Source organism: Streptomyces sp. MI02-7b, from assembly GCF_033793585.1.
In the GTDB taxonomy this organism is placed as follows: domain Bacteria; phylum Actinomycetota; class Actinomycetes; order Streptomycetales; family Streptomycetaceae; genus Actinacidiphila.
Genome location: NZ_JARAWX010000010.1, coordinates 61,997 through 73,857, shown reverse-complemented (window position 1 = coordinate 73,857; position 11,861 = coordinate 61,997). Strand labels below are relative to the sequence as shown.

The following is an 11,861-nucleotide window of genomic DNA, read 5'->3' as shown; positions in this document are numbered from 1 at the left end:
CCGGTGCAGAACAGGACGCATCTGGTCGGCTCTCCCGTCGTCGTCATCTGGCATATGCATGCGCGCTAGGGACGACGTTGGCCCTCTGCGATTTCGAGCAGGTTACATGATGGCTTGATGACCGAAAAGTGGATAGCGGATTCCATCATGTGGACTTAACAGCGCTACGAGCAGGCAGTTCGGGGCCAGCATCGCTCACGTGAGACGCAGGCGACACTGCCCGCGGCGCCACAGACTGATGCCCTGTGTTGGCCGCGCTGAAACGAGCGGGTAACAAGTGGCTCGTGGCCTGTACCCGGCTCAACCGACGGCGGTACCGAAAAGCGCGCCCAGAACGAAGGTAACCCCGGCAGCCGCTCCGCCCAAGACAAGTTGCCGCAAACCGCCGAACCACCAGCTGCGCGCCGTCACACGCGCCACAGCCGCACCGCAGAGGAACAGTCCGATCAGGGCGACGACCGCCGCGGGCCACACCACGGTGGCACCCAGCAGGTAGGGCAGCACCGGGAGCAGCGCGCCGAGACCGAAGGACAGGAAGGACGAACCCGCCGCCAGCAGGGGCGACGGGAGGTCGGACGGGTCGACGCCCAGCTCCTCGCGGGCGTGGATCTCCAGCGCCTGCTCCGGGTCCCGGGACATCTGGCGCGCCACCTCGTGGGCCAGCTCCGGCTCCACGCCACGCGCGATGTACAGCTCGGCGAGCTCCCGCAGCTCGTCCTTCGGGTGACGGCGCAGCTCCCTGCGCTCTATGTCCAGCTCCGCCTCGACCAGCTCGCGCTGGGAGGCCACGGAGGTGTACTCGCCCGCCGCCATCGAGAACGCGCCGGCGGTCAGACCGGCCAGCCCGGTGATCACGATGGTGGACGGCGCGACATTGCCTCCGGCGACGCCGGTCATGAGCGCGAGGTTGGAGACCAGGCCGTCCATCGCGCCGAACACCGCGGGCCGCAGCCAGCCTCCGCTCACGTCCCGGTGCGTGTGGTGCGGGACGTGGTACGGGGCGTCTTGCTCCAGTTCGCTGCGCTCCACGGCTGCCGACATGGTCCGGGTACTCCTTCCCGCGGGTGGCGACCGCCCGCGTCCTCCCCTGGGAACGCCTCGACCGTACGCCCGGATTCCCTGCGTTTCCAGCAAGGAAAGCCTCCCCTACCTGCGGAAACGAGTGCGGCGCCGCCCGGGGTCATGCCCCTGGCGGCGCCGCGGCCCGGCGTCGGAATGTGCCGGGATCAGCCCTTCTTGGCGGATTCGGCCCGGGCCGTGGCCCCGGCCTCCTCTTCCGCCTCTTCCCCCTCGGCGGCCGCTTCGTCCTCGGCGGCCTTGCCGGGCTTGCCCGGCTTGCCGGCCGCTTCAGCCGCGGCGGCCTCATCAGTCTTGTCAGTCTTGTCAGCCGTGTCCGCCTTGCCGGCCGCTTCGTCCTTCTCCGCGGACTTCGCCGGCTTCGCCGTGCCGGCGTCACCCTCCGCCGCGGCGACGGGCACCGGCTCGACGCTCTCCTCGCGCCCCGGACGCAGCCGGGCGGAGACGATCATGTAGGCGACCGCCCCGGCGAAGACGATGATCGACGTCCAGTCGTTGAGGCGCAGGCCCAGGATGTGGTGGGCGTCGTCGACGCGCAGGTACTCGATCCAGAAGCGGCCGACGGTGTACGTCGCGACGTACAGCGCGAAGGCGCGGCCGTGACCGAGCTTGAAGCGGCGGTCGGCCCAGATCACCAGCAGGGCCACGCCGATGCACCACAGGGACTCGTACAGGAACGTCGGGTGGTACGTGGCGGCGTCCAGGGTGTTCGCCGGCCGGTGGGCGGCGTCGATCTTCAGCGCCCAGGGCAGATCGGTCGGCCGGCCGTAGAGCTCCTGGTTGAACCAGTTGCCCCAGCGGCCGATGGCCTGGGCCAAGGCGATGCCCGGGGCGACGGCGTCGGCGTACGCGGGCAGCGAGATGCCACGGCGCCGGCATCCGATCCACGCGCCGAGGGCGCCGAGGGCGATAGCGCCCCAGATACCGAGGCCGCCCTCCCAGATCTTGAACGCGTTCACCCAGTGCTTGCCCTCACCGAAGTAGAGCTCGTAACTGGTGATCACGTGGTAGAGACGGCCACCGACCAGACCGAACGGCACCGCCCAGACGGCGATGTCCGCGATCGTGGTCTTCTGTCCGCCGCGGGCGGCCCATCGCCTGCCACCGAGCCAGACGGCTACGAAGACACCGATGATGATGCAGAAGGCATAGCCGCGCAGCGGCACGGGTCCGAGGTGGAGCACCCCGCGCGACGGGCTGGGAATGAAGGCGATGAATTCCATGGCAGTGCCGACGCTACCGTGCCGGGCGGGTGCGGCGGGCACCCGCCCGGCAACGGCTGAATAACGGGCCGCTCTCCCGCGGGCGCGTCAGCCGCTCGCCGAGGGGGTCGCCGGCGGGCTCGCGGGCGCGCTCGCCGGGGCGGAGGAGGCCGGGGCGGAGGCCGACGCGGACGCGGAAGCGGCCGCGGAGCCGCTCGCCGGAGCGCTGGGCGGGGTCACGCTCGGGGTCGCGGTGCCCGCCTTCTTGCCCTTGTTGGCGTCGGTGACCATCTGCTGCAGCTTCTGGGGGGTCAGCGGCGCGGCCTGGGCGCCGTAGATGTTCTTCCCGTTGAGCAGCACGGTGGGGGTGGAGTTGTAGCCCGAGGAGTTGAAGGCGCTGTTGTTCTTGTTCACCCAGTCGTCGTACGTGCCCTTGTTCACACAGGCGGTGAACGCCGGGGTCGTCAGCCCCGGCACCTGGCCGGCGAGCTGCAGCAGGTAGGGCTTGCTCGCGAACTTGTCGTCCTGCTCCGGCGGCTGGTTCCGGTACAGCACGTCGTGGTAGTCGCGGAACTTGTTCTGGTCCTGCGCGCAGGCCGCGGCGTTGGCCGCGTTGAGCGAGCCGGTGCCGCCCAGGTTGCCGTCGATGATCCGGACCAGGTGGTAGTCCACCTTCAGCTGGCCCTTGTCCTCCAGCGCGTGGATGGTGTCCCGGTAGCCCTGCTCGAAGGCGCCGCAGGCCGGGCAGCGGAAGTCCTCGTACACGGTCAGCGTGGACGGGGCGTCGCTCGCGCCGGTGGGGATCACGAGCTTGTTCTCGCCCGTCGCGCCTGCGGGGGAGACCGCGGCGGCCCCCTCGGAATCACCGCCGCTGTTGGCCACCAGGATGCCGATGACGGCGCCGATCACCAGGACCCCGACGACGGACCCGGCGACGATCGCCGTCCTCTTGCGCTTCTGGCGGCGTTGGTCCTGCACCCGCTGCTCCTGCAGCCGCTCGCGGGCGCTGCGCTTTCCTTCACGGTTCTTCTCGCTCACACCCCGGGACAACGAACCGGGGGCGCACCTGCGCGCGCCCCCGGCCGTAATTCGCCCGTTCGGGCGACACCACCGCTCAGCGGCGGACGCCCTTGGCCAGGTCCGCGGCCAGCTCGCGCACCGCCGCGAGGCCCTGCTCCAGGTCCGGCGCGTCCAGCAGCCTCTTCACGAAGGCCGAGCCGACGATCACACCGTCGGCGAACCCGGCGACCTCGGCCGCCTGCTCCGCGTCGGAGACGCCGAGGCCGACGCAGACCGGCAGCCCGGTCTGCGCACGGGTGCGCCGCACCAGTTCGGCCGCCTCGGCGCCGACGCTCGCACGGGTTCCGGTGACGCCCATCAGCGAGGCCGCGTAGACGAAGCCGGTGCCCGCCGCCGTGATCTTCGCCAGCCGCTCGTCCCGGCTGCTCGGCGCCACCACGAAGACGGTGGCCAGCCCGTGCTGCTCGGCGGCCTTGCGCCAGCCCTCGGACTCCTCCACCGGCAGGTCGGGCAGGATGCAGCCGGCGCCGCCCGCCTCGGCGAGCTCCGCGGCGAAGCGCTCGGCGCCGTAGCGGTCGACCGGGTTCCAGTACGTCATGACCAGGACCGGCTTGCCGGTCGCCGCGTGCGCCTCGCGCACCGTGCGCAGCACGTCCTTGATCCGCACGCCGCCGCGCAGCGCGATGTCGTCGGCAGTCTGGATGACCGGTCCGTCCAGCACCGGGTCGCTGTGCGGCAGGCCGACCTCGACGATGTCGGCACCGCCCTCCAGGGCCGCCTTGACGGCCTCGATGCCGCCGTCGACGGTCGGGAAGCCCGCCGGGAGGTAGGCGACCAGGGCGGCCCGCCCCTCGGCCTTGGCGGCGGCCAGGGCCCGGTCCAGCAGTTCGATCTGCCCGCTCACTTCGCGGCCCCCTCGTTCTCTGCCCCGTCGTACAGCCCGAAGTAGCGGGCCGCGGTGTCCATGTCCTTGTCGCCGCGCCCGGAGAGGTTCACCAGGAGCAGCCCGTCCTCGCCGACCTCCTGGCCGAGCTGCAGCACTCCGGCCAGGGCGTGGGCGCTCTCGATGGCCGGGATGATGCCCTCGGTCTGCGACAGCAGGCGCAGCGCCTGCATCGCCTCGTCGTCGGTGACCGGGCGGTACTCCGCGCGCCCGGTCTCCTTCAGGTAGGCGTGCTCGGGGCCGATGCCGGGGTAGTCCAGGCCCGCCGAGATCGAGTAGGGCTCGGTGATCTGGCCCTCGTCGTCCTGGAGGACGTAGGAGCGCGAGCCGTGCAGGATGCCGGGCTCGCCCACGGTGAGCGTCGCGGCGTGCTCGCCGGAGTCCACGCCGTGGCCGGCCGCCTCCAGGCCCACCAGGCGCACGGACTCGTCGGGGATGAAGGCGTGGAACAGACCGATGGCGTTGGAACCCCCGCCCACGCAGGCGGCGACCGCGTCGGGCAGCCGGCCGGTCCGCTCCAGGATCTGGCGGCGCGCCTCCACGCCGATGACGCGGTGGAAGTCGCGCACCATGGCCGGGAAGGGGTGCGGGCCGGCGACGGTGCCGAACAGGTAGTGCGTGCGGTCCACGTTGGCGACCCAGTCGCGGAACGCCTCGTTGATCGCGTCCTTCAGCGTGCGGCTGCCGGACTTCACGGAGACGACCTCGGCGCCCAGCATGCGCATGCGGGCGACGTTCAGCGCCTGGCGCTCGGTGTCGATCTCACCCATGTAGATCACGCACTCCAGGCCGAACAGCGCGCACGCCGTCGCCGTGGCCACGCCGTGCTGGCCGGCGCCGGTCTCCGCGATCACCCGGGTCTTGCCCATGCGCCTGGTGAGCAGCGCCTGGCCCAGCACGTTGTTGATCTTGTGTGAGCCGGTGTGGTTGAGGTCCTCGCGCTTGAGGAAGATCCGAGCACCACCGGCGTGCTCGGCGAACCGCGCCACCTCGGTGAGCGGGCTCGGGCGGCCGGTGTAGTGCACCAGCAGGTCGTTCAGTTCCGCGGCGAAGGCAGGGTCGGCCTTGGCCTTGTCGTACTCGACGGCGACCTCGTCCACGGCGGCGACCAGCGCCTCCGGGATGAACTTGCCGCCGAACCGGCCGAAGTAGCCCTCGGCGCTGGGCACCCGGCCCTCGGGGTCGGGAATGAAGAAGTCAACGGACATGGCGTTCTCGGCTCCTTGGGGGGCGCGCTCGCGCCCCCAGGGTCTCAGGGCGTACCGATGGTCACGCTACGACGCCCTCGGCGCCGTCAGCGTTCGCGGCCGCGCGCGTCACAGGCCGGGACGGGACCCCGTCCGGGCGGCGCGCACGGCGGCCGGCGCCATCGGCGACCGTTGATCTGCCCCGGCTCGCAGCCGATGTGGTACCGCACGCGGCGCCCGAGAATGCGCCGCGCGGGCGCGCGGCAGCCACGGGGACGGCAGCCCCGGGCCAGTCGCGCGTAGGTGTGCATGGCGGGGGTCAGCCCCGTCCGTGGCGCAGCGCGGGGTGGGCCCCGGCGGCGACGAGGTCGGCGACCGCGGTCCGCGGGTCGCGGCCGGTGACCAGGGACTCGCCCACCAGCACGGCGTCGGCGCCGTCGTTGGCGTAGGCGATGAGGTCGTGCGGGCCGCGGACGCCGGACTCGGCGACCTTGACGATGTGGTCCGGGATCTCCGGCGCGACCCGGGCGAAGGTGCCCCGGTCGACCTCGAGCGTCTTCAGGTTGCGCGCGTTGACGCCGATGATCCGGGCGCCGGCGTCGACGGCGCGGGCGACCTCGTCCTCGTCGTGCACCTCGACCAGCGGGGTGAGCCCGATGGACTCGGCCCGCTCGATCAGGGAGACCAGCGCGTCCTGCTCCAGCGCGGCCACGATCAGCAGCGCGAGGTCGGCGCCGTAGGCACGGGCCTCCCAGAGCTGGTACGCGGTGACGATGAAGTCCTTGCGCAGCACGGGGATGTCGACCTTGGCCCGGACGGCCTCCAGGTCGGCCAGCGAGCCGCCGAAGCGGCGCTGCTCGGTCAGCACCGAGATGACGGCCGCGCCGCCCGCCTCGTAGTCCGCGGCGAGGCCGGCCGGGTCGGCGATGGCGGCGAGGGCGCCCTTGGAGGGGCTGGACCGCTTGACCTCGCAGATGACGGTGACGCCTTCGCCGCGCAGGGCGGCCACGCCGTCCTTCGCGTCGCGCGCCTTCGCGGCGCGCTGCTTGAGCTCGTCGAGCGAGACCCGGGCCTGCCGCTCGGCGAGGTCTTCGCGGACGCCGTCGATGATCTCGTCGAGCACACTCACGCGAGAGGACCCCTTCCGAAAGCGAAACGATCAAGCCAGTGAGATGTTCCACCAGCACTGCGATGGTAACCGCCGGGGGCCTTCGGACCCGCATCCGGCGGAACCGACGACCACCAGTCGGACAGATCGGACACCTTCCGGCAGGCGCCGTCAGGGGGCCAGCGCGGCCCCGAACGGCAGGTTCCGGACAACGGTGAAGACCACCACGACCGCCCCCACCGCCCACCAGTGCGCCGGTCGCAGGCTCACCGAGAACGGCCGCCCGCGCAGCGCCCGCAAGAGCCAGACCACCATCGCGGCGGCGAAGAGCAGGTACATCGCGACGGCGAGGGCGTTGAGGCCGAACGCCGCCCCGAGGTCGCCGTGCGCCACCGCGTACGCGCTGCGCAGCCCGCCGCAGCCGGGGCAGTACACGCCCGTGTAGTGCAGCAGCGGGCAGACGGGGTAGTGCCCGGGCTGGTTGGGGTCGACGGTACCGACGTAGGCGAAGGCGGCGACGACGCCGCCCAGCAGGCCCAGCGGGGCGGCGAGGGCACTCGCCTTCGGCGTGCTGACGGTCTCGGTCACCCGCCGATTGTCCCGCGCCGGGCCGCCGGGCGACACCCGGGGTCGCGGCGGATACGGCGGAGCCGCCCGCGGCGCGCTGCCAGCGGGCGGCTCCGGTGCCGTGGTGCGGCGGGTCAGCCGCGCGCGGCCTTGTGCGCCACCGGCTTGCCCAGACCGGCCGCGCGCATGCCGAGGCCGACGAGACCGCCCACCGCGGCCACGGCCAGGCCCGCGAACATGCCGATCGGCTCCGCCAGGACGACGAAAGCACCCGCGACGCAGAAGCCGATGAAGGCGATGATCACGCCGGTCCAGGCGGCAGGGGTGTGTCCGTGGCTGTTGCCCGCCATGAGTGCTCCCAAGTCGTTCTACAGAAGGTTCGTTTGGTCGTTCGCCGCGCGATGGCACGCGTCGCGGCCCATTCTCCCCTGTTCCGCTCACGCTCCGCGCGCGGGGGGTGGCCCGGCGCGTCAGGGCGCGTCGGTGGGGTCCTCGCCGCGGTCCAGTGCCTTCCACATGTCCTCGGGGCGTTCCTCGCCGTCCGCGGCGCGGGCGGGACGGGCGGTGGGGCGACGGGCCGTCCCGGCGGTGTCCCGCTCGTACCGGCTCGACATCCCGGGCCAGGACCCGGCGCGCAGGACGGCCGTCGCCCCGGCGAGGAGCAGCAGCGCACCGCCCGCCGCGGACACGGCCGGCCAGGCCGTGGTGGCGGTGCCGGTCGCCGTGGCCCGGGTCAGCCCGCTGGCGGCGGCCGCGGCGGCGTCCAGGGAGGAAGCGTCCCCGACGGCGAACAGCGCCGCGAGCAGGGCGCCCGCCCCGCACAGCGCGAGCAGGCCGCTGACGACCCTGCGGGCCGCGCCGCGCACGGCGAAGACCGCCACCAGGGCGGCCAGCCCCACCAGCGCCAGCGCGCCCGGCACCGCCGTCACCTGACCCCCGCTGGCGTGCACCGCCACCCCGGCCCCGGCGGTCCCGGCGAAGCCGTGCTGCCAGGTCTTGCCCGCGGCCAGCAGTACGAGCGCGGCGCCGAGCACTCCGCCCGACAGGGCGACGGCCATGCTGCGACGGCCGCCCGCGCGGCGCGGCCCGCGGGTCACCGCCGTCCCTTCGGCGTCGGCGGTGCTACGGGGCTGGGGTACGGCGCTGGTCATCCGACCACTATCCCCCCTCGCCCCGCGGCCCGCGTACGCGGGGCTACGCCCCCGCGCTCATCCGGTTCGCCGTGGCGACGGCGCGCAGCACCGCCGCCGCCTTGTTCCGGCACTCGGTGTCCTCCGAGACCGGGTCGGAGTCGGCGACGATGCCGGCGCCCGCCTGGATGTAGGCCGTGCCGTCGCGGAGCAGCGCGGTGCGGATGGCGATGGCGGTGTCCGAGTCGCCCGCGAAGTCCAGGTAGCCCACGCAGCCGCCATACAGCCCGCGCCGGGTCGGCTCCAGTTCGTCGATGATCTGCATCGCCCGGGGCTTCGGCGCCCCCGACAGCGTCCCCGCCGGGAAGCAGGCCGTCAGCACGTCGAACGCGGTGCGGCCGGCCCCCAGGGTGCCGGTGACGGTCGAGACGATGTGCATCACGTGGCTGTAGCGCTCGATCGACATGAAGTCGACGACCTCCACGCTGCCCGGCTCGCACACCCGGCCCAGGTCGTTGCGGCCCAGATCCACCAGCATCAGGTGCTCCGCCCGCTCCTTGGGGTCGGCCAGCAACTCGTCGGCGAGCGCCTGGTCCTCGCGGGGCGTCGCACCGCGCGGCCGCGTGCCCGCGATCGGGTGCACCGTGGCGCGGCCGTCCTCCACCTTCACCAGTGCCTCGGGGCTCGACCCCACCACGTCGAAGCCCTCGAACCGCAACAGGTACATGTACGGGGACGGGTTGGTGGCCCGCAGCACCCGGTACACGTCCAGCGCGCTCGCCGGGCACGGCGTCTCGAAGCGCTGCGACGGCACCACCTGGAACGCGTCGCCGGCCCTGATGTACTCCTTCGTCCGCTCCACGGCCCCGTGGTACGCGGCGCCCCCGAAGCGCGCCGTGATCTCCTCCGGCAGCCGTGACGGCGGCAGTTCCACCGGCGCGGAGTCCACCGGCCGGGCCAGGTCCGCGGTCATCGCGTCGAGCCGCGCCACGGCGTCCGCGTAGGCCTCGTCCACGCCGGTGTCCAGGTCGTTGTGGTTGATCGCGTTGGCGATCAGCAGCACCGAGCCGTCCCAGTGGTCGAGCACCGCGAGGTCCGAGGTCAGCAGCATCGTGAGCTCGGGCAGCCCCAGGTCGTCCCGCGCGTGGTCGCCGACGCGCTCCAGACGGCGTACGACGTCGTACCCCAGGTACCCGACCATCCCGCCGGTGAACGGCGGCAGCCCCGCGTCGTCGTGCAGGTCCCGGGGCGTGTGCAGCGCCTCCGTCGTCGCCCGCAACGCCTCCAGCGGATCGCCTCCCTGAGGCACCGCCACCGGCGGTGTCCCCAGCCAGTGCGCCTGCCCGTCCCGCTCGGTCAGCGTCGCCGCGCTGCGCACCCCGACGAACGAATACCGCGACCACGAGCGCCCGTTCTCCGCCGACTCCAGCAGGAACGTCCCGGGCCGCTCCCCCGCCAGCTTCCGGTACAGGCCGACCGGCGTGTCCCCGTCGGCCAGCAGCCTCCTGCTGACCGGAATCACCCGGCGGTCCAGCGCCAATTTGCGGAACGTCCCGAGATCGGGAGTGACGGTGCCCGTGGTCATGACCCGCAGCCTAGTGCCCGCCGCCCCTCGGCCCGGCCCATCCGCACCCCCGCGTCCGCCGATGGGCGAGTGAGCCGAAAGAGAGAGCACGCGCAGGTCGCGAGGACGGGAGGGACCCCCGACAGGGGCTCTAGCGACCTGGAGGCGAACCGAGCCCCTGGGAAAGGGCCAATACGTCCGCGTCGAAGCACGTGCGGTCGCCGGTGTGGCAGGCCGCACCGATCTGGTCGACCTTCACGAGGATCGTGTCGCCGTCGCAGTCCAGGGCCACGGACTTGACGTGCTGGACGTGCCCGGACGTGTCGCCCTTGACCCAGTACTCCTGGCGGCTGCGGCTCCAGTAGGTGCAGCGGCCGGTGGTCAGGGTGCGGTGCAGCGCCTCGTCGTCCATCCATCCGAGCATGAGGACCTCGCCCGTGTCGTACTGCTGGGCGACGGCGGGCACGAGCCCGTCGGCCGTGCGCTTGAGGCGGGCGGCGAGGGCGGGGTCGAGCGGGGATTCCATGCCCTCCATTCTGCCGCGTCCGGCGGGGGCGGTACTTCGACTCCCGCACACACGACGATCACCCGTATGGGGCATGCTTCGTCCATGAGTTTTCCTCCGCAGCCCCCTCCCGACGACCCGCGCTCCGGCCAGGGCGGCGGTTTCGGGCCGCCCCCCGGGGGTTTCGGTCCGCCGCAGTACCAGCCCCAGCCGTACCAGCCGCAGCCGTACCAGCCCCCGCAGGCGCCTTACCAGCAGCAGCCGCAGCAGGGTGGTTACGGCGGCTATCCGCCCCCGCAGCCTCCCCCGCGCAGCGGTGGCGGAGCCAAGATCGCGGCGATCGTCATCGGCGCGGTCGTACTGGTCGCGGTGATCGTCGGCGGTCTCGCGGTGGCGCTGGGCGGCGACGACGACAAGGACGCGGCGTCGTCCTCCAGCAGCCCGACGGCCTCCGCGTCGACGTCGTCGGAGCCCACGGACGACACGACCGCCTCGCCGTCGCCCGCGGAGACGTTCCGCAGGTACGTCGTGCTCGACATCGGCCAGTGCTTCAACGACCCCGGTCTGGACAGCGGCGTCACCGAGGTCACGCCGGTCCCCTGCACCGGCCCGCACGACGCCGAGGTCATCGCCCACGAGAAGATCACCGGCACCTTCGCGACCGAGGCCGCGCTGAAGAAGAAGGTGCTCCAGCTCTGCGAGGCGGACGCCGGCAAGCGCCTGGACCACATCACGGACAACCGCACGTTCTACTACTACGCGCTCTACCCGAAGCTGGCCGGGTACCAGGTGCAGGGCAAGAACACGGTCTCCTGCTCCCTGACGCTCAGCAACAAGCCCGATGGCGAGAAGCTGACCAAACCGCTCTCGTAGGTGCTGCCGGTGGGCGAGGAGCCGACGTAGGCTGACGGCATGTCGACTCATGCCCAGCGTGAACGTCTGCTCCTCGCCGACCTGCTGGAGAGCGCCGGCTCCGACGCGCCCACCCTCTGCAAGGGCTGGACGACCCGCGACCTCGCCGCCCATGTCGTCGTCCGGGAGCGGCGCAGTGACGCCTCGGCCGGCCTGGTCATCCCGCAGCTCGCGGCCCGGTCGGAGCGGATCCGCAAGGAGTTCGTGGCGAAGCCGTACGAGGAACTCGTCCAGCTCATCCGCACGGGGCCGCCGCGGCTGTCGCCGTTCGCCCTCAAGCAGATCGACGAAGCCGCCAACACCGTCGAGTTCTACGTCCATTCCGAGGACGTGCGCCGCGCCCAGCACGACTGGGCGCCTCGCCAGCTGGACCCCGTCTTCGCCGATCTGCTCTGGTCCCGTCTGGAGCGCTCCGCCCGGCTGCTGGGCCGCAAGGCCCCGGTCGGCGTCGTACTGCGCAGGCCGGACGGACAGACCGCGGTGGCCCACCGCGGCACCCCGGTCGTGACGGTCACCGGCGAGCCGGCGGAGCTGCTGCTGTTCGCCTTCGGGCGGCAGGAGGCGGCCCACGTGGAGACCGAGGGCGACAAGGACGCCGTGGGCCGGCTGTACGAGGCGCGGCTCGGCATCTCGGGCTAGGCCCGGC

Annotated in this window: 13 protein-coding genes; 2 read left to right on the top strand and 11 right to left on the bottom strand. The window is 72.7% G+C overall.

The window, feature by feature from the left end; genetic code table 11:
- Positions 1 to 300 precede the first annotated feature (300 nt).
- The 11 genes from PV364_RS18310 to hisI all read right to left on the bottom strand — a co-directional run bounded on the left by PV364_RS18310 (position 301) and on the right by hisI (position 10,324).
- A complete protein-coding gene (locus PV364_RS18310; RefSeq protein ID WP_319661109.1) occupies positions 301 to 1,041 on the bottom strand; it encodes a VIT1/CCC1 transporter family protein in 741 nt (246 codons plus the stop codon).
- Positions 1,042 to 1,226: 185 nt separating this feature from the next.
- Positions 1,227 to 2,300 (bottom strand): prolipoprotein diacylglyceryl transferase, encoded by a 1,074-nt coding sequence (lgt, locus tag PV364_RS18305; RefSeq protein ID WP_319661108.1) that lies wholly within the window; start codon positions 2,298 to 2,300, stop codon positions 1,227 to 1,229.
- An 87-nt stretch (positions 2,301 to 2,387) separates the two neighbouring features.
- On the bottom strand, positions 2,388 to 3,317 hold the full coding sequence (locus PV364_RS18300; protein WP_319661107.1) for a DsbA family protein: 930 nt from the start codon (positions 3,315 to 3,317) through the stop codon (positions 2,388 to 2,390).
- Between the two features lie 76 nt (positions 3,318 to 3,393).
- Positions 3,394 to 4,203, bottom strand: a complete 810-nt coding sequence (gene trpA / locus PV364_RS18295; RefSeq protein WP_319661106.1) for a tryptophan synthase subunit alpha — start codon at positions 4,201 to 4,203, stop codon at positions 3,394 to 3,396.
- Complete coding sequence (gene trpB, locus PV364_RS18290) at positions 4,200 to 5,450, bottom strand: tryptophan synthase subunit beta (RefSeq protein WP_319661105.1); 1,251 nt, start codon at positions 5,448 to 5,450, stop codon at positions 4,200 to 4,202. The genes trpA and trpB overlap by 4 nt, the downstream gene beginning before the upstream one ends.
- 298 nt (positions 5,451 to 5,748) lie before the next feature.
- Entirely contained in the window at positions 5,749 to 6,558 is an 810-nt protein-coding gene (gene trpC / locus PV364_RS18285; RefSeq protein ID WP_319661104.1) for an indole-3-glycerol phosphate synthase TrpC, read from the bottom strand.
- 150 nt (positions 6,559 to 6,708) lie between these two features.
- Positions 6,709 to 7,242 (bottom strand): DUF2752 domain-containing protein, encoded by a 534-nt coding sequence (locus PV364_RS18280; RefSeq protein WP_401974835.1) that lies wholly within the window; start codon positions 7,240 to 7,242, stop codon positions 6,709 to 6,711.
- The gene (locus tag PV364_RS18275) at positions 7,239 to 7,454 is read right to left on the bottom strand and encodes an HGxxPAAW family protein (protein ID WP_319661102.1); all 216 of its coding nucleotides are present in this window, start codon (positions 7,452 to 7,454) and stop codon (positions 7,239 to 7,241) included. The genes PV364_RS18280 and PV364_RS18275 overlap by 4 nt, the downstream gene beginning before the upstream one ends.
- Positions 7,455 to 7,574: 120 nt before the next feature.
- Positions 7,575 to 8,255, bottom strand: coding sequence for a TIGR02234 family membrane protein (locus tag PV364_RS18270; RefSeq protein ID WP_319661101.1), 681 nt, complete (start codon positions 8,253 to 8,255; stop codon positions 7,575 to 7,577).
- 43 nt (positions 8,256 to 8,298) lie between these two features.
- Complete coding sequence (locus tag PV364_RS18265; RefSeq protein ID WP_319661100.1) at positions 8,299 to 9,819, bottom strand: anthranilate synthase component I; 1,521 nt, start codon at positions 9,817 to 9,819, stop codon at positions 8,299 to 8,301.
- A gap of 130 nt (positions 9,820 to 9,949) precedes the next feature.
- Positions 9,950 to 10,324, bottom strand: a complete 375-nt coding sequence (gene hisI, locus PV364_RS18260) for a phosphoribosyl-AMP cyclohydrolase (RefSeq protein WP_319661099.1) — start codon at positions 10,322 to 10,324, stop codon at positions 9,950 to 9,952.
- Positions 10,325 to 10,408: 84 nt separating this feature from the next.
- On the opposite strand from hisI, the gene PV364_RS18255 reads away from it, so the two are divergent.
- Together PV364_RS18255 and PV364_RS18250 are read left to right on the top strand one after the other, a co-directional pair.
- On the top strand, positions 10,409 to 11,176 hold the full coding sequence (locus tag PV364_RS18255; RefSeq protein WP_319661098.1) for a hypothetical protein: 768 nt from the start codon (positions 10,409 to 10,411) through the stop codon (positions 11,174 to 11,176).
- A 39-nt stretch (positions 11,177 to 11,215) separates the two neighbouring features.
- Positions 11,216 to 11,854 (top strand): TIGR03085 family metal-binding protein, encoded by a 639-nt coding sequence (locus PV364_RS18250; RefSeq protein WP_319661097.1) that lies wholly within the window; start codon positions 11,216 to 11,218, stop codon positions 11,852 to 11,854.
- Positions 11,855 to 11,861 lie beyond the last annotated feature (7 nt).

What these genes read in the sequence shown, in the direction of transcription:
- PV364_RS18310 (WP_319661109.1), bottom strand. Translation starts at nt 1,041, where the DNA reads ATGTCGGCAGCCGTGGAGCGCAGCGAACTGGAGCAAGACGCCCCGTAC.
- lgt (WP_319661108.1), bottom strand. Translation starts at nt 2,300, where the DNA reads ATGGAATTCATCGCCTTCATTCCCAGCCCGTCGCGCGGGGTGCTCCAC.
- trpB (WP_319661105.1), bottom strand. Translation starts at nt 5,450, where the DNA reads ATGTCCGTTGACTTCTTCATTCCCGACCCCGAGGGCCGGGTGCCCAGC.
- PV364_RS18275 (WP_319661102.1), bottom strand. Translation starts at nt 7,454, where the DNA reads ATGGCGGGCAACAGCCACGGACACACCCCTGCCGCCTGGACCGGCGTG.
- PV364_RS18270 (WP_319661101.1), bottom strand. Translation starts at nt 8,255, where the DNA reads ATGACCAGCGCCGTACCCCAGCCCCGTAGCACCGCCGACGCCGAAGGG.
- PV364_RS18265 (WP_319661100.1), bottom strand. Translation starts at nt 9,819, where the DNA reads ATGACCACGGGCACCGTCACTCCCGATCTCGGGACGTTCCGCAAATTG.
- hisI (WP_319661099.1), bottom strand. Translation starts at nt 10,324, where the DNA reads ATGGAATCCCCGCTCGACCCCGCCCTCGCCGCCCGCCTCAAGCGCACG.
- PV364_RS18255 (WP_319661098.1), top strand. Translation starts at nt 10,409, where the DNA reads ATGAGTTTTCCTCCGCAGCCCCCTCCCGACGACCCGCGCTCCGGCCAG.
- PV364_RS18250 (WP_319661097.1), top strand. Translation starts at nt 11,216, where the DNA reads ATGTCGACTCATGCCCAGCGTGAACGTCTGCTCCTCGCCGACCTGCTG.